Source organism: Lactonifactor longoviformis (genome assembly GCF_042848515.1).
Taxonomy (GTDB): Bacteria; Bacillota; Clostridia; order Lachnospirales; family Lachnospiraceae; genus Lactonifactor; species Lactonifactor longoviformis.
The window spans coordinates 559,391-576,817 of sequence record NZ_AP031453.1; the positions used below are offsets into that span (position 1 = coordinate 559,391).

General features: G+C 47.5%; 18 protein-coding genes. 17 read left to right on the plus strand and 1 reads right to left on the minus strand.

The genetic code is table 11. The features are described from left to right. Positions 1-88: 88 nt before the first annotated feature. The 10 genes from ACGHCT_RS02510 (at position 89) to ACGHCT_RS02555 (ending at position 10,446) form a co-directional block, all read left to right on the plus strand. The gene (locus tag ACGHCT_RS02510; protein ID WP_390437999.1) at positions 89-757 is read left to right on the plus strand and encodes a phosphoribosyltransferase family protein; all 669 of its coding nucleotides are present in this window, start codon (positions 89-91) and stop codon (positions 755-757) included. Next, positions 744-1,940: an MFS transporter gene (locus ACGHCT_RS02515; protein WP_390438001.1), complete on the plus strand. Its 1,197-nt coding sequence runs from the start codon at positions 744-746 to the stop codon at positions 1,938-1,940. Before ACGHCT_RS02510 ends, ACGHCT_RS02515 begins: the two co-directional genes overlap by 14 nt. Before the next feature lie 26 nt (positions 1,941-1,966). Further along, the gene (locus ACGHCT_RS02520) at positions 1,967-3,034 is read left to right on the plus strand and encodes a zinc-binding dehydrogenase (protein WP_390438002.1); all 1,068 of its coding nucleotides are present in this window, start codon (positions 1,967-1,969) and stop codon (positions 3,032-3,034) included. A 28-nt stretch (positions 3,035-3,062) separates the two neighbouring features. Beyond that, on the plus strand, positions 3,063-4,499 hold the full coding sequence (locus tag ACGHCT_RS02525) for a glycoside-pentoside-hexuronide (GPH):cation symporter (RefSeq protein WP_390438004.1): 1,437 nt from the start codon (positions 3,063-3,065) through the stop codon (positions 4,497-4,499). A gap of 122 nt (positions 4,500-4,621) precedes the next feature. Further along, entirely contained in the window at positions 4,622-5,437 is an 816-nt protein-coding gene (locus ACGHCT_RS02530; RefSeq protein ID WP_390438007.1) for an SDR family oxidoreductase, read from the plus strand. A gap of 44 nt (positions 5,438-5,481) precedes the next feature. Next, on the plus strand, positions 5,482-6,729 hold the full coding sequence (locus tag ACGHCT_RS02535; RefSeq protein ID WP_390438010.1) for a saccharopine dehydrogenase family protein: 1,248 nt from the start codon (positions 5,482-5,484) through the stop codon (positions 6,727-6,729). A 33-nt stretch (positions 6,730-6,762) separates the two neighbouring features. Continuing rightward, positions 6,763-7,665 carry a transketolase gene (locus tag ACGHCT_RS02540; protein WP_390438013.1) on the plus strand — a complete coding sequence of 301 codons (903 nt, stop codon included), beginning with the start codon at positions 6,763-6,765 and terminating at the stop codon, positions 7,663-7,665. A 22-nt stretch (positions 7,666-7,687) separates the two neighbouring features. After that, positions 7,688-8,671: a transketolase family protein gene (locus ACGHCT_RS02545; protein WP_390438015.1), complete on the plus strand. Its 984-nt coding sequence runs from the start codon at positions 7,688-7,690 to the stop codon at positions 8,669-8,671. A gap of 10 nt (positions 8,672-8,681) precedes the next feature. Further along, entirely contained in the window at positions 8,682-9,512 is an 831-nt protein-coding gene (locus ACGHCT_RS02550; RefSeq protein ID WP_390438017.1) for a transketolase, read from the plus strand. Next, entirely contained in the window at positions 9,463-10,446 is a 984-nt protein-coding gene (locus ACGHCT_RS02555; protein ID WP_390438019.1) for a transketolase family protein, read from the plus strand. The genes ACGHCT_RS02550 and ACGHCT_RS02555 overlap by 50 nt, the downstream gene beginning before the upstream one ends. Before the next feature lie 109 nt (positions 10,447-10,555). Here ACGHCT_RS02555 and ACGHCT_RS02560 read toward each other — a convergent pair whose 3' ends face one another. Beyond that, positions 10,556-11,308, minus strand: a complete 753-nt coding sequence (locus ACGHCT_RS02560; RefSeq protein WP_390438021.1) for a DUF3784 domain-containing protein — start codon at positions 11,306-11,308, stop codon at positions 10,556-10,558. 186 nt (positions 11,309-11,494) lie between these two features. On the opposite strand from ACGHCT_RS02560, the gene ACGHCT_RS02565 reads away from it, so the two are divergent. From ACGHCT_RS02565 to ACGHCT_RS02595, 7 genes are all read left to right on the plus strand, one after another. Continuing rightward, positions 11,495-12,010 (plus strand): RNA polymerase sigma factor, encoded by a 516-nt coding sequence (locus ACGHCT_RS02565; RefSeq protein ID WP_154257034.1) that lies wholly within the window; start codon positions 11,495-11,497, stop codon positions 12,008-12,010. After that, a complete protein-coding gene (locus tag ACGHCT_RS02570; protein WP_154257033.1) occupies positions 12,010-12,777 on the plus strand; it encodes a hypothetical protein in 768 nt (255 codons plus the stop codon). Before ACGHCT_RS02565 ends, ACGHCT_RS02570 begins: the two co-directional genes overlap by 1 nt. Then, on the plus strand, positions 12,762-13,655 hold the full coding sequence (locus ACGHCT_RS02575; protein ID WP_154257032.1) for an ABC transporter ATP-binding protein: 894 nt from the start codon (positions 12,762-12,764) through the stop codon (positions 13,653-13,655). Before ACGHCT_RS02570 ends, ACGHCT_RS02575 begins: the two co-directional genes overlap by 16 nt. Then, positions 13,642-14,871: a hypothetical protein gene (locus ACGHCT_RS02580; RefSeq protein ID WP_390438025.1), complete on the plus strand. Its 1,230-nt coding sequence runs from the start codon at positions 13,642-13,644 to the stop codon at positions 14,869-14,871. The genes ACGHCT_RS02575 and ACGHCT_RS02580 overlap by 14 nt, the downstream gene beginning before the upstream one ends. Positions 14,872-14,959: 88 nt before the next feature. Then, complete coding sequence (locus ACGHCT_RS02585) at positions 14,960-15,640, plus strand: response regulator transcription factor (RefSeq protein WP_390438027.1); 681 nt, start codon at positions 14,960-14,962, stop codon at positions 15,638-15,640. Further along, on the plus strand, positions 15,637-16,671 hold the full coding sequence (locus ACGHCT_RS02590) for a sensor histidine kinase (RefSeq protein ID WP_390438029.1): 1,035 nt from the start codon (positions 15,637-15,639) through the stop codon (positions 16,669-16,671). Before ACGHCT_RS02585 ends, ACGHCT_RS02590 begins: the two co-directional genes overlap by 4 nt. 77 nt (positions 16,672-16,748) lie before the next feature. Further along, a complete protein-coding gene (locus ACGHCT_RS02595) occupies positions 16,749-17,426 on the plus strand; it encodes an ABC transporter ATP-binding protein (RefSeq protein WP_390438031.1) in 678 nt (225 codons plus the stop codon). Position 17,427 lies beyond the last annotated feature (1 nt).

Below are 17,427 nucleotides of genomic sequence, written 5' to 3' on the forward strand. Positions count from 1 at the left end.
ATTAGTTTCGTATGGTTAACATGTAGGAAGTGATTCTGTAAGATGCTATAAATAAAGAAAGAAGATGAAATGAATAGGGGCGAATGCTATGAAAAAACTGGAAAATATTGTGGATTATTGCATATTTCAGATAATTTATGAAAAAATGCCCTTTGAGGAATGGAATCATAGGAACACTGGAGAGTTTCGCTGCCTTCTGGGAAGAAGATTAGCCGAGAGGATAAAGGAAGAGGTAGGACACCGGGCAGATGTTGTAGTTCCTGTGCCCGCCAGCGGAAAGTATTACGCCATGGGGATGGCAGATACCTTGGGCCTGCCCTATGCTGAGGCGCTGGTGAAAACCAGGGATGCACGCAGAAGTTTTCATGAAGCTGATCTTGAAAAGCGAAAAGATATGATCCATAAGACAATCCATCCCATTCGGGAGCTTCTCGAAGGAAAAAGCATAATTCTGGCAGATGAGGGAATTGTTACCGGTATTACAATGAGGGCGGTATGTGAGATGCTTAACGAATCCGGAGTATCCCATATTTATATCTGTATTCCCACGCCCATGGTTAAAAGACGCTGTCCGTATATGATCCAGCCGGACAGAGCGCTTTTGGCAGATCACAGGGAGGAACGGGAATTGAGTACTTATTTTCATGCAGATGCAGTTTACTTCCAGGACAGTGCCTGTTTTGAGGAAATTATAAGCGGTATGGGGCATGTCTGCATGGAATGCTACAGGGAGAACAGAGCGTATGAAAGCGAATAAGATTTGGAATCAAGGGCTTAGGGTGGCGCTGCTGGCTTCTTTTACCTGGGGAATGGCCATGTGGGCCAGGACAGCTTTCAATTATTATTCAGCTGAATTGCATCTGACAGCATCTGGCGCAGGCGTGATAAACTTTGTTACCTCCCTTGGATACACGATTGGTGCAGTTGTAATGAGTCGCTTTGCCGATAAAAGAAATAATCATATTCGGGTACTTTCTCTTGGCATACTCGCCGGTTGTTTTTGCATGGGAGCGATTTCACTGTGCAGTCATATGGAGGAGATTGCAGCGGTCAGATTCATGATGGGATTATCTCTGGGACCTGTGTATTCGATGCTCCAGTCTACGGCCAAAAAAGTCAGTCCCCGGACTCAATTTTCCAGAAATGCAGGCATCATTGAAAACGGGGAGGCAGTCATAAGCACCATGGCGGGGCCTGTACTAATTGTAGCTCTGACGACAGCTATGGGCTGGAGGGCAGCCAATCTTGTACTGGCATTGTGCTTTGCGGCAGTTTCTGTGCTTTGGGTGCTCCTGGGGAGGAAGATAGGGAAAAGACAGGATACAGCTCTGCGGGGCGGAGAGGATTCACAAAATATTACAATTTCCCGGCTTCTGAGAAATAAAAATATGATGCTATGTATTCTTCTGGGAATCCTTACACTCACAGCCATCTGGACAATGTATGTGTATGCTCCTATGTACTGGGTGCAGGCAGGTGGCAGAAGCAGTTCTTCTATGAGTATTATTATGACAGTTATGGGAATTATGGCTGCGGTATGGTGTCTGGTTCTCCCCATAGTTTCCAATAAAGTGGGCAGGAAACCAGTCGTGGCAGTATTCGGCACTTTATGTGCTGTAAACTACATAGTTTTATTTTTATATCCGGGGACCTTCATCAGCATAGTTTTATTTATTCTGTTTGGAGGCAGTGCATGTACCTTGTCCATGTTTTTTATGGCACTCATAGTAACAGAGAGTGTTCCCCCCTGTGCGGCAGCAACCGCTATTTCACTGGTGAATGGAGGCAGCGAGCTTTTCGGTGCTGCTTTAGGGCCCATGATTTCTGGTTTTCTGGCAGACTGGCTCGGACTGCCGGTTACTATGCTGTATGCTGCGTGCTGTATGATTCTGGCGGCAGTTTTATCCTTATGTTTAAGGGAAACTGCGTTTCAGAAATAGATAAAATATGAAGGAGGAATCAGTTTATGAAGAACACAGTTAAGACTGCTGTAGTAACTAAGGTGGGAAAACTAAACGACCCCGATGAGGCCAAAAGGGGTATCATTGAAGTACTGGAAGAGCCGGCCATGGAGGTGGGGGATGAATATGTAAAAATTAAGGTTGCTTACTGTGCAATCTGCGGTTCCGACCCTCATACGGCAGCAGGAATCTTCGGATGGGAGGCACCCTTCGGACTGGGACATGAGATGTCGGGCATCGTTGTGGAGGTAGGAAAGAAAGCAGATAAAAAAGGATTAAAGCCAGGGGATCGGGTAGGCGGCAATTTTCTGCGGTTCTGCGGCTCCTGCTATTATTGTAAAAACGGCCAGGAACAGTTCTGCCCTTACGGAGAGGACGGCAACCGCCCCTGCTTTGCAGAGTATGTGGTTTGGCACGAGTCTCAGGTATTTAAACTGCCGGACAGCGTAAGTCTGCTGGAGGGATGCCTTATGGAGCCGGCCTCTATTGCAGTGCGCACAGCGGACAAGGCAGATGTGAAGGTTGGCCAGAGAGTTGCTATCTGCGGAGGCGGTCCGATTGGGCTTCTGGGACTCCAGATGATAGTTATGCGGGGCGGAACGGATATCACCCTGATTGAGCCTATCCAGGGGAGACGGGAGCTGGCAGCAAAACTGGGAGCCGAATATGTTTTGGATCCTGTGCATCAGGATGTGGCGGAGGAGGCCAAAAAAATTACCGGAGGCTATGGCTTTGATGTGCTCATTGATGCGTCAGGGTCTCCAAAAGCAGCTGAAAGCTTACTGCCTATAGCCGCTCCGGGAGCCAGGATCGTCTACGCGGCCCAGTATCCGACGGATTACAATCTCCCTTTGAATCTGTTTACTTATATCTATGAAAAAGAAATGACAATAACCGGTGTATTTTGTTCTCCTTACGGGTTTCCCCGCACAGCTCAGATACTCTCAAGACTGGAACTGAAGGAATTTACGAATAAGGTTTATCCTCTGGATGATATTAATGAGGCGTTTGCTATGCATTTATCCGGGAAATATCCAAAGGTAATTATTAAGTGCAACGACGATTTGGAATAGCATAAGAAATTTTCAGGAGGGCACCCATATGGGGAAAAATGGAAAATTATCATGGAATGAGCGTTTAGGTTATGGCCTTGCCGCAGGGATATCCACAGATGTGCCCTGGGCTATGCTGGGTTACTTTTTGATGTACTACTACACAGATGTTTTTGGAATCAGTGCGATCACGGCAGGTACCATTATGCTGTGTGCCAGGTGTTTTGATGCATTTACTGACTTGCTGATGGGATGGGCTGTGGATACGAGGAATCTGAAATGGGGGAAATACCGCTCGTGGATTCTTATAGGGTCAGTTGTGGCAACCGTGCTGCTGATTCTGGTATTTACTGCAGCGCCGTTTGGCAGTACCGGCAAGATTGTATATGCGGCTATCACCTATGGATGCTATGGTGCAATCGGAATGACACTGCTTTTTATCCCGATGTCATCTCAGTGCCCTAATATGACCGGGAACCCTGAGGAAAGGGCGCTGCTGGCGGGGATCCGTTCAATCGCTGCCAACGGCGGAACTATGCTGGTAGTGGTGGGATTTATGCCTCTGGTAAGAAAACTGGGAGGTGCGAGTGAAAGCCGCGGATTCTTCTTTACAACAGTAATTATAGCAGTTGGAATTATGCTGTTGTTATTCTGGAATTTAAAGGTTACCAGGAAATATGAGCTGAATGACGACGGAAGCCTGAAAGAGCATCTGAAGACCACCGAGCATGAAAATCCTCTGAAGCAGATATCAGCCCTTGCAAAAAACAGGCCTGCTATGGTTACCGTAATCGGTATTCTTATTCTTAATATTATGATGTGTATCCGGAGTGGATTTCTTACCTATATGTTTCAGTATTACTTTAATATTCCGGAGTTTGAAAGTATCGCTCTCTTCGCACTGCTGGCCATGGCTGCTGTGGGCGGATTCCTTTTTCAGTTTATTGTTAAGCTGTTTCACGATGACACCAACCTGGCCTTTATCGCCACTATGCTGGTCAGTGCTGTAAGCAATTTCCTTTTCTATTTTATTGTGAAAGGAATGGATCCGGCGGAAGCTGCACAATCCATGAAGTTTGGACCGCTATTTTTCCTGTTTGCATTTAACGGGCTCCTTCAGGGAATCCACTATGCCTTTCCTTTTTTGGTAATGCAGAATGCAGTGGAATATGGGGTCTGGAAGACCGGAAAAAGGCAGCCTGGCATTATATTCTGCTGTATGGGATTCTCCCAGACCATAGGAGGGGCTCTGGGAGGTCAGGTCTTGGGAATTATCCTGAGTGCGGCGGGATATATCCCCGGAGAAAGCCAGGGGGCTGCAACACTGGCCTTTATGCTTTTCGGCGCTTTCTGCATTCCTGCAATCCTGACACTGCTTCAGGGCATTATACAGATGTTCTACGGGCTGAGCGGCAGACGGTTTAAAGAAATTTCAGCGGAGATTGCTGCAAGAGGAACGGATGTTAGAAGCGGCGTCTCTGAATAAGTGCTTTTGGTTAGTTCATATAAAAATAAAAAATCTTTTGGAGTGTATGCACAATGCCAGAAAAGCGGCCGGAACGTATACTGAGAGCATAAATATATTAAGTTCCAAAAGGAGGAAACAATATGGATACAAGGAAAACAATGGATTATTTTTCTATGGATTATTTCAGTCTCAAAGGCAAGGTTGCAATGGTTACAGGAGGCAATACGAATCTGGGAATGGCTTATTGCGTAGCTTTCGCCAAAGCTGGAGCAGATATCTTTGTTCCTCACTATGAGGAGGATGTAAGCCTGGTCAAAGAGTTGGTGGAAGCAGAGGGAAGGAAAATTGAATTTCTCAGAGGAGACTTGACCAGTGGGGAATACAGGCAGGAGCTTATAGAAGCCTGTATGAGATCCTACGGGCGCATTGACATTCTGGTAAACAATGCGGGAGCTGCTATATTCAATGACTTCCAGCAGTATCCGGAGAAGGCATGGCGTACAGTTATAGATTTAAATCTTACAGTTCCGTTTCTGCTGTCCCAGGCAGTTTCTAAAATCATGAAGGAACAGGGAGGGGGAAAAATCATTAACATTGGTTCATCATTGTCCTTCCAGGCAGATTGCGGAAGCGGAGCCTATGCGCCTACAAAGGCAGGCATTCTGGGTTTGACCCGTATGCTGTGTCAGGAACTGGCCCAGTACAATATTCAGTGCAATGCCATCTGTCCCGGTTGGTTCTCCGGTCCTATGGATGTTGAACTGTGTAAACATGATAATTTTATCAACTACATCAATGAGGGAATACCGGCCCGGCGCTGGGGATACCTGGATGACCTCATGGGCACAGCTGTCTTTTTAGCAAGCAAGGCATCAGATTACATAAATGGATGGCCTATACATGTAGACGGGGGCAAATCTTCCACCTTTGCTCCTGAGATTAAATGGGCAGAGTAATTACAGTTTAAAACCCGGTAAAGTAAGGAAAAGAGGTAAGAAGTATGAAAGTTTGTATTATAGGCAGCGGTTCCCAGGGAACCGGACTTGCAGGACTTTTGGCAATGGAGCCGGATGTAGAGCGGCTGGTACTGGCGGACTACAGTGAGAAAAACCTGGAAATTGCATCCGGATTAATCCGAAGCCTGGGCAAGAAGGTGAAGGTAGAGGAATTTTATACAGAAAAAGTCAATGCCGGGGATATCCGGGATGCAGCCAGAGTGATGAAAGGATGCGACGTAGTATTTAACGGGATTATCCCAAGATTTAATCTTCCCATTATGAGGGCCTGTATTCAGGAAGGCTGTCATTATCTGGATCTGTTTGCAGCCCCCTACGAGGGCGGCGGAGTTACGAGAGAAGAAACCATTGGGGCGCAGCTGGAATTAGACGGGGAATTCAAAAAAATTGGAAAAACCGCACTGCCAAGTATAGGAATGTCTCCGGGATGGACCAGTCTGGCGGCACAGTATATGATCGACAGGATGGACGAGGTGGAGGATGTAATCATCCGCTGGGGAGATTATCTGGACACCGAAGATTTTATTGCTCCGGTTTCTCCCCATGTAGTATATCATGAATGGTTTGGGGCCCCTTATCCGGTGCGGACAGAGAATGGCAAAGCAGCAAGAGTAGATCTGTTAGAAAGTGAGGAAGAATTTGAATTTCCAGAGCCTATGGGTAAGAAAAAGATTTATACAGTAACTTCTCACCCTGACATCGTTCTGATTCCCCAGTTTGCAGGAAAGCCGATTCGTGTCTGCGAAGAAAAGGGAGGAATCTTCTACAGCAATCTCAGTATGAAGGATGTGTGGGTGAAGGGGATCCAGGCTGCCACCTCCGTCCAGGGGGACAGCAGGCAGGAAATCAATATGATGGAAGAATTCGGAAAGGCCTTTATCCAGCCGATTGCGTATGGAAAACTACTGGAGGAGGGCAGAATACGGGATCACGCGGTATGCTTCAGTGTGGAGGTCACCGGGATAAAAGACGGGGCTAGAATTAAGCATATCTGCTACTATACCTCAACTCTGGAAGAATCCCTGAAGCATCTGCCCTGGGCTTCTCCGGCTGTGTACGGCACCATAGGCGGAATGCCTATTGAGCTTGTTCTGGCTTTGGGCAGAGGGGAAATTGAGCAGAAAGGAGTATGGTCTATAGGTAATCTGGGGATTGCAGAAAAGCTGAATCAGGCCATGGCTAAGAGAGGACAGATCCTGACAGAAAAAATTGAGAGAACGATGGGCTTTTAACCCATAAACAAATAAGAAAAATGAGGTGATGCTATGTCAATAACAAAAGAACAAGCCAAGATAGTACGTGATCTGCAGCTCAAAGCAGCGGCTAACCGTCAGACGCTGATTGATCTCACCTATGAATCCGGTTATTCCCACCTGGGGGGGCCTTTATCAGCGTGTGATGTGCTGACTGCCTTTTACAGCCATTTCTTGAGATGGGATAAAAATCATCTGGAGGATCCTGAGAGAGACAGGTTTATCCTGAGCAAAGGGCATAACGCCTGTATGATGTACTGCATTTTTGCAAATATAGGACTTTATGACAGAGAGGAACTGTTTCGGGAATACAAAAATTATATGGGCAGATGGGGAGAACATCCCAACCGCTTCCATAACCCCGGCTTTGAGATCTCCAGCGGTTCTCTGGGACATGGGCTTCCCGTGGCAATCGGTATGGCTATGGCAGCCAGGATAGATAAGTCTGACCGAAGGGTAGTCTGCCTGGTGGGGGACGGTGAATTGCAGGAGGGATCTAACTGGGAAGGCATTATGTGTGCAGGACACAACCAATACGGAAATCTCATACTGATAGTAGACCAGAATAAATGCCAGGGCACCAGACTGGTATCAGAAACTATTAACTCAGATAATCTGGGAGAGCGGATCGCCTCCTTTGGGTTTCATGTGATCGATGTAGCTGACGGCAATGATATGATTCAGATTTTTGAAGCCATAGAGAGTATTCCCAGGTATCCGGGAGAAGCGCGGCAGAAGCCAACCTGCCTGCTGCTGCATACCAAAAAGGGCTGCGGTGTTCAGTACATGGAAGACGGTATGGCAAAATGGCATGCCGGAGGGATCGGAGACGATAAAATTGAGGAAACCAGGGCGTCTATCCAGAACAAGCTGGAAATATCTCTGGCAGAGACAGACAGGATTCTAGAGGGATAATCCCCGGGAAAGAGGTGATAGTATGGCAAAAGTAACATGGGAAATGAGCGGAGAAGAAGCAGTTGGCTCATCACGCACTGCTTTTATCAAAAAAATATATGAATTAGCTGAAAAGGATCAGAGTATTGTCCTGGTAAATTGTGACTGTTCTCCTGAGGGCAGTATGCAGGATAAGTTTGGTAAATCCTTTGGTGATCGGTTTTTAGACTGCGGAATTGCGGAGCAGAATGCCTGCGGAATTGCCGGGGGACTGGCTCTTTCCGGAAAAAAGGTATTCTGTCAGGCATTCGGACCGTTTTTAAGTATGCGTTCCGTGGAATTCGTCTATCTGGATGGCGCCTATAACAGGGCACCGGTAACTTACATCGGAACCCACTGCGGCGTCACAGCGGAGGCCGGACCCACACATGCTGCAATTATGGACATCGCCTATATGCGGGCAATGCCGGAAATGACCATTGTCGCCCCCACAGATGCCGTTGTAATTGAAAAACTCATGGAAAAGGCTGTGGAATACGGGAAACCAATGTATGTCAGATGCGCCCGGGGAGAGGAGCCTCTGGTGTATAAGCCAGAGGAACTGGATGATTTTGAGATAGGAAAGGGAATCCTCTACAAAGACGGGGCAGATATTACCCTTATCGGCTGCGGAAACGGCGTGTACCAGTGTGTTAAGGCAGCCGAAAAGCTTGCGAAGGAAGAAATTGATGCCAGAGTCATTGATCTGCATACCATAAAGCCCATAGATAAGGACATTATACTGAAAGCAGCCAGAGAGACAAGAGGCATTATCACAGTTGAGGATCATGTTATCAGCGGAGGTATGGGATCTGCAGTTTGCGAGGTTGTAGAAGGCAGTGAGGATCCGGAAACCAGAGTCCAGGTAAAGAGGCTGGGCGTGCCGGACTGCTTTTTCATCCAGGGTTCCCCGGAAGAGGTATATGCCTATTATGGCTACGACGCAGAAGGGATCTACCGTTCAGCAAAGGAGATGCTGGGCAAATAAAGGAGGGGCTATGGACAGCAGATATCTGAAAAAACAGGCGGCACAAATCAGAAAGAGTATTTTGACAGCAGTTTATTATGCGAAATCCGGCCATCCGGGGGGCTCCCTCTCAGCTGCAGATCTCTTTACATATCTCTACTTCGAGGAGATGAATCTGGAGCCCAGAAGACCTGACTGGGAAGAACGGGATCGTTTTGTACTGTCAAAGGGGCATGTGGCTCCGGGATTGTACGCGGCCCTGGCCCACAGAGGATATTTTCCGGTGGAAGCTCTTAAGAACCTGAGGCAACTGGGGTTCTATCTCCAGGGGCACCCGGATATGAAGCATATTCCGGGGGTTGATATGTCCTGCGGTTCCCTTGGACAGGGGGCCTCTGCGGCAGCAGGAATGGCTCTGGCAGGAAAACTAGATCGAAAAGGATACCGTGTATATGCCCTTTACGGTGACGGTGAACTGCAGGAGGGCCAGATATGGGAAGCGGCTATGTTTGCAGGGGCCAACCGGCTGGATAATCTGTGCGTAATCGTGGATAACAATAACCTGCAGATAGACGGGACTCTTGAGGAAGTCTGCAGTCCATATCCGATTGCCGATAAATTCAGGGCTTTTAACTTCAATGTGGAAGAAATAGACGGACATAACTTTGAAGAGATGAAGGAGGCCTTTGAAAGGGCACGAAAGTCCGGGGGAAAACCTACAGCTATTATTGCCAGGACAGTGAAGGGGAAAGGTGTATCCTTTATGGAAGGCCAGGCTTCCTGGCATGGGAAAGCCCCAGACAGGGAGGAATATGAAAGGGCAATGGAAGAGCTGGAAAGGACTGATAGCGGAAATGAATAAAGAAAAAATGACGGCAACAAGGGAAAGCTATGGAAGAGCACTGGCGGAGCTGGGCGTGGAGTTTTCCGATCTGGTGGTGCTGGACGCAGATCTGGCTGCCGCCACGAAGACAGGGATTTTTAAAAAAGAGTTCCCTCTGCGTCATATAGACTGCGGTATTGCTGAGTGCAATATGATGGGCATTGCCGCTGGGATGGCCGCTGTGGGTAAAGTTCCCTTTGCCAGTACGTTTGCCATGTTTGCCGCGGGAAGGGCCTATGAACAGGTGCGCAATATGATTGGATATCCCGGGCTGAATGTAAAGATCGGCGCTACCCACGGAGGCATTTCCGTAGGGGAAGACGGAGCCACTCACCAGTGCTGTGAAGATATTGCTCTTATGAGAGTGATACCAGGTATGACGGTAATTAATCCCTCTGATGATGTGGAGGCCAGGGCAGCGGTAAGGGCTGCGTATCTGCACAGAGGTCCCGTATATCTCCGGTTTGGAAGACTGCCGGTTCCCGCCATTAATGACGCACCGGAATATCGGTTTGAGCTGGGCAGAGGAAGGGTTCTCAGGGAGGGCAGCGATGTAACCATATTTGCCACGGGACTTTGTGTATCGTATTCACTGGATGCAGCAGATCGGCTGGAAAAGCAGGGCATTCGTGTGTCAGTAGTAAATATACATACCATAAAGCCTCTGGACGAAGAGTTGATTCTGAGGGAAGCCTGCAGGACAGGCAAGGTAGTAACCGTTGAAGAGCACTCTGTCATAGGCGGCCTTGGCAGCGCGGTTATGGAGTGCCTTGGAGAAAAACATCCTCTTCCAGTGAAGCGGATTGGGATTCAGGATACCTTCGGAGAGTCCGGGCCGGCATTGGAACTTCTGAAAAAGTACGGCCTGGATGCCAGGGGTATTGAAGAAAAAGTGAAGACCTTTATAACTTAATATAAAGGGCTATCGGAAAATTGATTGTTCCCATTAGTGCAGGCCGTGACAGATATCAGTCACGGCCTGCACTAATGAGATACTCTTTCAAATATCAATCCAAATATTCTTAATTTGCCAGGATAGGGACCCTGTCAAGGATTTCCTGATACACTTCTTTTGTTTTTTCACTGTCTTTGCCGTTGAATACAACCGTCCCTTCCGGCGTTTCCACAATGATATATTCTTTACACCGGTTATAGGAATAGAGCACATACTTGCCGAACCGGTCGTTTTTAAAGTCCCCGGCACGCAGCACGTAATTTCCCAGCCCGAATACTCTCCGCCCCGGTGTCAGCTGATCCGTGTATTCAATAGACTGTATATCGCTGTACAGGATTTCCTTATCCTCCCACCCGGACGTATGGAGGGAGATTCCGCTGTTATCCAGGGTAATGGTAAGTGAACCGGTAAACATAGTTATACCCACCAGCAGAAAAGTGACTGCAATAAATCCCAGAATAAGCGCCTTAGAGCGCTTTTCTTTTTTTAGATCTCTGGGTTTGGGAGGCACGGAGACAGGGGATTTGTTCTTGCATATGGTATTCATGGCAATGAGCATTCCAATGATTATGACAGGAATTCCCACGCCCAAAATGATAGGAAACATACGCGAATGTCCAAATCGCTCCAAAGCTGAGAGCAAAAGCAGAACGGTAATGAGAGCTGTCCCTGTCCCGGTAACACGGCAGAGCTTTTTCTCGTCATATTTTGCCTTCTCTCTGGCACTTGATGTATTGTATCCTGCTATTAAAAATCCCCCTTTTCCTGAGAGCAGAACAGCAGAGAGTATAGCGAACAGTATAATAATAGGCCATAACATAGAACTTCAAATCCTTTCTTTTTTCTTTGTATACAGGGCGCTGCTTGCGGTCCCGGAATCGGCATGATAAATTGATTGTAACATAAGAAACATATAAATTCATTAGTATCCTATCTTTTTTTACTCCTATGGTGTTATACCTAATAGAGAGCGCTTTCTAAAAGAATCCTGAAAGGAGGTGCAGTATTGGATCAGGACTTTTTTCTTCTGCAGAAAATGAAATCCGGTGATGAATCGGCTATAGATGAGTTTGTGAAAAAATATTATCCAGCTATTCTCAAATATTCCTTTTTCCATGTGAATGACCAGAGTAAGGCAGAGGATATTACCCAGGATACATTTGAACGGTTTTTCCGTTCTTTCCCAGACTACCGGCATTACGGAAAGGCTAAAAATTATCTCTACGTAATTGCAGGAAATTTATGCAAAAACACATACAGAAAAAGGAAGGAGGAGCCTCTAGAATCTGTCCCGGAACAGTCTGTGTGGCCCTTAGACAGAGTAATTGACTCCCTCGTCCTAGAACAGGCCCTGCGTCAGCTGCCGGAAGAGATGAGGGATGTCCTTATACTGCACTACTATCAGGATCTAAAGCTAAAGGAAATTGCGAAGATACAAGAAATCGGACTTCCTCTGGTGAAATATAGAATAAAGGCTGCTAAAGAACGCCTGAGGGAGATTTTGGGAGAGGAGGAACTGTGATGAAAGAGGGAAAAAAGAGGGACCATGTGACAGCCCGACAGCCGGAAGGACCGGAGGTCCGGGCAGAAAAAATAGAGGAGACGATTCTTCTGTCAAAACAGGCGTTTTACCGGCATGCGGAAGAACAGAGCATAACTCCGGCAGAGTTTTTAGCAGTTCAGCTCCGGTTTATCAATAAAAGCATGTGGGTGCTGCAGATCGGTATCTACTTTTTGCTGTGGCTGACTCTGTACTGGCAGAAACATGGGGCGCTGCCGTACAGCGGCTTCAGTGTATGGGTTCCTCTTCTGGGCATGACACTGATTCCGGAGCTTTGGAAGAATCTGAGAACCAGAACCATAGAGATAGAAAATGCTACGTATTTCGGACTGAAGAAGGTTTATATAGCAAGGGTGCTGCTCATAGGAATGACAGAGCTTGTGCTGGCAAGTATATTTTTTATCTTTACGGCTGCAACTATAAGAATTTCCCTTTATGAAGCGGTGATTAATTTCCTTGTGCCGTTTAATGTGACCTGCTGTATCTGCTTTACAGTCCTGTGCAGTGTGAAAATGAATTCCCAGCTGATGGCTGTAGGCCTCTGTACCATATGGTCCTTTCTCTGGTACCGGGTTGTCATTATGGAAAAGCTGTACCGGGCCATTGCTCTGCCGGTGTGGCTTCTGCTGGTTGCGGTTTCATTGATTTTTCTGGTTTATGTGATAGTGCGGGCGGTAAGCGTTACCGCGCGGTATTGTGAAGGAGAGTGGCTATGGAATTACAAATAAAAAATCTGACGAAAGAGTTTAAAGATATGAAGGCTGTAAATCAGGTGTCCTTTACCATGGAGCGGGGAGTATACGGGCTTTTGGGGGTAAACGGGGCAGGAAAGACGACACTGATGCGAATGATCTGCACTCTGCTGAATCCCTCAGGCGGAACGATCCTTTGGGGCGGCAGGGATATCTTTTCCCTGGGAGAAGAGTACCGCAGAGTGATTGGGTATCTTCCCCAGGATTTTGGTTATTATCCTGAATTTACCCCAGAGGATTATCTCAGATATATATCTGCACTCAAAGGTATGAAACCTGCGGCAGCAAAAAGAAGGATTGACGACTTGCTTCACCAGGTGGGGCTGGCAAATGTCAGAAAGAAGAAGATAAAAAAGTTTTCCGGAGGAATGAAACGCCGCCTGGGCATAGCGCAGGCCATGCTGAACCGCCCCAGGCTTCTGATTCTGGATGAACCTACTTCCGGCCTGGATCCCAAAGAGAGGATCCGGTTCCGGAATTTGATCAGCGAACTGGCAGAGGAAGGCATTATCCTGCTGTCCACACATATAGTTTCTGACGTAGAATCCATCGCCAACGAGATCCTTTTTATGGGGGAGGGACAGATTGTTGATTCCGGTTCTCCCGCAGAACTGATAGAGGGCATCTCACGAAGAGTAAAAGCATGGGAGTGTGTGATGGAGAAACGGGAGGCAGAAATCTATAGAGAGCGCTATCGTGTATCCAATCTGAAAATAGAGGCAGAAGGGGCAAGACTACGGATCTTATCAGAGGTACGGCCCTGTCCTCAGGCTGTACAGAGCCCTCTGAGCCTGGAGGATGCATTTTTATACTATTTCGGAGAGAAAGCAGGTGAGGAACATGTACAAGTATGAGCTGAAAAAGGTAACCGGCAGGCTCAGCACGAAAGTGACACTGGCAGTATTCTGCGTCTACCTTATCTGGATGCTGGGTGCCTTTTATATTAGAAGTGAGGTCTGGGTAAATCCTCAGGGAGAAGAGGAACGGGGCATCCATGCCATCCACAATTTGAAGGAAGTGAAAAAGGAGTGGGAAGGCCCTGTCACAGAGGAAAAGATTGCCCGGGTGCTTGAGGCCAATGCCCGTATCACGTCCGACCCCGAATATGCCCTGGGGGAGGGAGGATTGAGCAATATAGGGTATGCGAAAACGCAGGGGTTCCAAGACATCAGAGGGTTGATTAACCAGTCCTTCTGCAGTTTTCAGGAAAATGATTATTATATGGCAGACCGTTTGAGTCCCGAAGATGCACAGCAATTTTATGCCAATCGGACAGACCATCTGAGGGAGTGGCTGTATGGGGAGTATAGCAGCAGCTTCAGCGATAAGGAAAAAGCATATTACATACACCAGTTTGAGAAAATGGAAGTTCCTCTGGAATACAGATACCAGACAGGATGGAGCAAAACCATAGAGTTTATGATGGTGGTTATCATGGGAGCCGCAATTGTTGTGTGTATTCTTGTGGCATCTGTATTTCCCTGGGAATACCAGACAGGGGCCTCCGGCGTGTTCTATTCCAGCTGCTATGGCCGTTCCCGGGGAATAAAGGTCAAGATAGGGGCAGTCCTAACAATCGCTACAGCGGTCTACTGGGCGGCAGTTCTTGTATCCAGCGGAATACTGCTGGCTGTTTTCGGAACAGACGGCGCCGGGTGCATGATTCAGGCCAATGGATTCTGGAAAAGTCTGTATAATACTACCAATCTGGAAGCCTATATCTTTTGCATTGTCTGCGGTTATATCATATGCCTTTTTATGAGTATTCTTACCGCATGGATCTCTGCAGTGACAGGCTCCTCCATTCTTCCTATAGTGACAAGCTTTTTGCTGATTATGGCTCCGGCAGTTGTGGGACAGTACGTTACCGGCGGACTGGCAGAAGACATCCTGGGACTTCTTCCCCATCAGCTGATGCAGGGGACTACTCTTCTGAGATTGTTTACGGTGTATACTATAGGAGGAAAGGTAGTCAATCTCTGCCAGATTCTGCCTTTGCTGTATCTGGGAATGACAGCCGTTTTGCTGCCGGCGGTATATCTGGTCTACAGAAAAAAGGAAGTTTATTAGAGCATAGTATCTCGATCTTGTGATATTTCTAAAATTGCGGTTTATGTCCCAAACACTTATAATAGATAAAAAAGAAGGAGTGTGGGAGATGGACCGCATTTTAATTATAGAAGACGACAGAGCTCTGAACCGGGGCCTGCAGTATGGATTCGGCCAGGAGGGCTGCCAGGTGGAGGGAGCATATTCCGCAGAGGAGGGAAAAGCACTCTTTTTATCCCAGGTATTTGATCTTGTGATTTTAGATGTTAATCTTCCCGACGGAGATGGGTTTGAGTTCTGCCGCTGGGCTATGGGGGTACGGAGGGCACCCATTATTTTCCTTACAGCCAGGGATCTGGAGGAGGACGCAGTAAAGGGCTATGACCTGGGGGCCGACGATTATGTGACAAAGCCATTCAGTATGGTTTTGCTGAAGAAAAAAGCGGCAGCAGTTTTAAATAGAACAAAAGGTGGAAAAGTTGAAGATATTTATGAGGATGGGTATCTTTGGATAGATTTTACCAGGTTCAGGGCAGCAGTGAAGGGAAAAGAGGTATTTTTTACACCCACTGAGTATAAACTGCTGCGCGTTTTTATTGACAACAAAGGCCAGGTGCTCACCCATAAGATCCTGCTGGAACGGATCTGGGACAGCAACGGACAGTTCGTGGACAAGCATGCTCTGGCCGTTAATGTGAACCGGCTGCGGGGAAAGATTGAGGACGGGAGGCACAAGTACATTGCTACCGCCTATGGGATGGGCTATCAGTGGACAGGAGAACAGGAGTGACAAAGGATAAATCGGAAAAAAGGAAAAGACTTTTAAAATGGTCCGGGTTTGCCGTGGGGGCCATCACCTTTATGGGAGTACTGTATGTGGTTCCCGGAAAGACGGCAAGGCTGCTGGCTGCTCTGGGGTATCTGGGGAGCCTGGGCATCTGGGCCGCCTATACCTGGTGCATAAAAAGGGATATCTGGAGGTTTACGGATTCTATGGAAAAAAGTCTGGATTATATGATCCAGGGGAGGGAGGACCTGGAGTTTGATGAGACGGAAGAGAGCCAGCTTTCTAAGCTTCAGACAAAGCTGAAGCAGCTTTATGAGATACAGAATTATTATGCACAGAGCAGCCTGAAGGAGAGAAAGAGAATGCAGGAGCTGGTATCAGACATTTCCCACCAGACCAGGACACCGGTTTCCAATATCAAAATGTATGCGGAGATGCTGGGGGAGAAGAGTACAGACAGAAATACAGAAGTAGAGTTTCTTGTACAGATAAAAGAACAGGCGGATAAGCTGGATTTTCTGATACAAAGTCTGGTAAAAATGTCTCGGTTAGAGACAGGAATTCTGAAGATCCGCCAGGAGGATGCCCTCTTTTATGACACCCTGGGCAGAGCCCTTGGAAGCGTGCTGCCCAGGGCAGACCGCAAAGACATTCAGATATCTGTTGACTGTCCGGAGAATCTGTTTATTTATCACGATCCCAGGTGGACGGAAGAAGCACTATATAATATTTTGGACAACGGGGTAAAGTATACTGAACCGGGAGGGAAGATAGATGTCTTAGTGAAGGAACAGGAATTCTACACTCATATTACCATCCGGGACACGGGCAAGGGGATTGAAGAGAGCCGCCGGTGCAAAATCTTTGGAAGATTTTACCGGGAGCCTGAGGTCCGCGGGCAGGAGGGGGTCGGGTTAGGTCTGTATCTGGCCAGAGAGATTATCACCAGACAGAAAGGGTATATCGAAGTCCGGTCAGAGATAGGAAAGGGAAGCCGATTTCATATCTATCTGCCGGGAAAATCACAGAATTGAGAGAATAGCCGGATGAGATAAGTTTGAGATATTTCTTTGATAAGCTGGGTCTATCAAAGGAAAGGGAGTTGAAACCAATGTCAGAGGAAGTTGTAAAAACCATAAAACTGAAGAAGTATTATGATATGGGAACCAATGTTGTGAAGGCGCTGGACGGCGTGGATCTCACTATAGAGAAGGGGGAATTTGCCGCTATTGTCGGAAAGTCCGGAAGCGGCAAGTCCACCCTTCTCCATATGCTGGGGGGCCTGGATACGCCCACTGAAGGCAGGGTTCTGGTGGGAGGCAGAGATCTGAGCCGGATGAACCGGGAGCAGCTTACTATATTCCGGAGAAGGAAGGTGGGGTTTGTATTCCAGAGCTATAATCTGGTGCCGGATCTGAATGTATATGAGAATATTACACTTCCCATTGAACTGGACGGAGGGCATATTGACCGAGAATTTATGGATACTCTCATGGGCGTCCTGGGACTGGAAGAAAAAAGGGAGGTACTCCCCAACACCTTATCGGGAGGGCAGCAGCAGAGAGTTGCCATAGCAAGAGCTCTATCCACCAAGCCTGCCATCGTGCTGGCAGATGAACCCACCGGCAATCTGGACAGCCAGACCAGCCACGACGTACTGGGGCTTCTGAAGGCGGCCGCCACGCAATTCCATCAAACTCTTGTGGTGATCACCCATGACAGTGATATCGCACAGCTTGCAGACCGAATTCTGCGGATAGAAGACGGCAGAATTGCTGACAGGGGGTGAC

What these genes read in the sequence shown, in the direction of transcription:
- ACGHCT_RS02545 (WP_390438015.1), top strand. Translation starts at nt 7,688, where the DNA reads ATGGCAAAAGTAACATGGGAAATGAGCGGAGAAGAAGCAGTTGGCTCA.
- ACGHCT_RS02595 (WP_390438031.1), top strand. Translation starts at nt 16,749, where the DNA reads ATGTCAGAGGAAGTTGTAAAAACCATAAAACTGAAGAAGTATTATGAT.
- ACGHCT_RS02575 (WP_154257032.1), top strand. Translation starts at nt 12,762, where the DNA reads ATGGAATTACAAATAAAAAATCTGACGAAAGAGTTTAAAGATATGAAG.
- ACGHCT_RS02515 (WP_390438001.1), top strand. Translation starts at nt 744, where the DNA reads ATGAAAGCGAATAAGATTTGGAATCAAGGGCTTAGGGTGGCGCTGCTG.
- ACGHCT_RS02510 (WP_390437999.1), top strand. Translation starts at nt 89, where the DNA reads ATGAAAAAACTGGAAAATATTGTGGATTATTGCATATTTCAGATAATT.
- ACGHCT_RS02520 (WP_390438002.1), top strand. Translation starts at nt 1,967, where the DNA reads ATGAAGAACACAGTTAAGACTGCTGTAGTAACTAAGGTGGGAAAACTA.
- ACGHCT_RS02535 (WP_390438010.1), top strand. Translation starts at nt 5,482, where the DNA reads ATGAAAGTTTGTATTATAGGCAGCGGTTCCCAGGGAACCGGACTTGCA.
- ACGHCT_RS02585 (WP_390438027.1), top strand. Translation starts at nt 14,960, where the DNA reads ATGGACCGCATTTTAATTATAGAAGACGACAGAGCTCTGAACCGGGGC.
- ACGHCT_RS02570 (WP_154257033.1), top strand. Translation starts at nt 12,010, where the DNA reads ATGAAAGAGGGAAAAAAGAGGGACCATGTGACAGCCCGACAGCCGGAA.
- ACGHCT_RS02550 (WP_390438017.1), top strand. Translation starts at nt 8,682, where the DNA reads ATGGACAGCAGATATCTGAAAAAACAGGCGGCACAAATCAGAAAGAGT.
- ACGHCT_RS02540 (WP_390438013.1), top strand. Translation starts at nt 6,763, where the DNA reads ATGTCAATAACAAAAGAACAAGCCAAGATAGTACGTGATCTGCAGCTC.
- ACGHCT_RS02560 (WP_390438021.1), bottom strand. Translation starts at nt 11,308, where the DNA reads ATGTTATGGCCTATTATTATACTGTTCGCTATACTCTCTGCTGTTCTG.
- ACGHCT_RS02580 (WP_390438025.1), top strand. Translation starts at nt 13,642, where the DNA reads ATGTACAAGTATGAGCTGAAAAAGGTAACCGGCAGGCTCAGCACGAAA.
- ACGHCT_RS02555 (WP_390438019.1), top strand. Translation starts at nt 9,463, where the DNA reads ATGAAAGGGCAATGGAAGAGCTGGAAAGGACTGATAGCGGAAATGAAT.
- ACGHCT_RS02530 (WP_390438007.1), top strand. Translation starts at nt 4,622, where the DNA reads ATGGATACAAGGAAAACAATGGATTATTTTTCTATGGATTATTTCAGT.
- ACGHCT_RS02525 (WP_390438004.1), top strand. Translation starts at nt 3,063, where the DNA reads ATGGGGAAAAATGGAAAATTATCATGGAATGAGCGTTTAGGTTATGGC.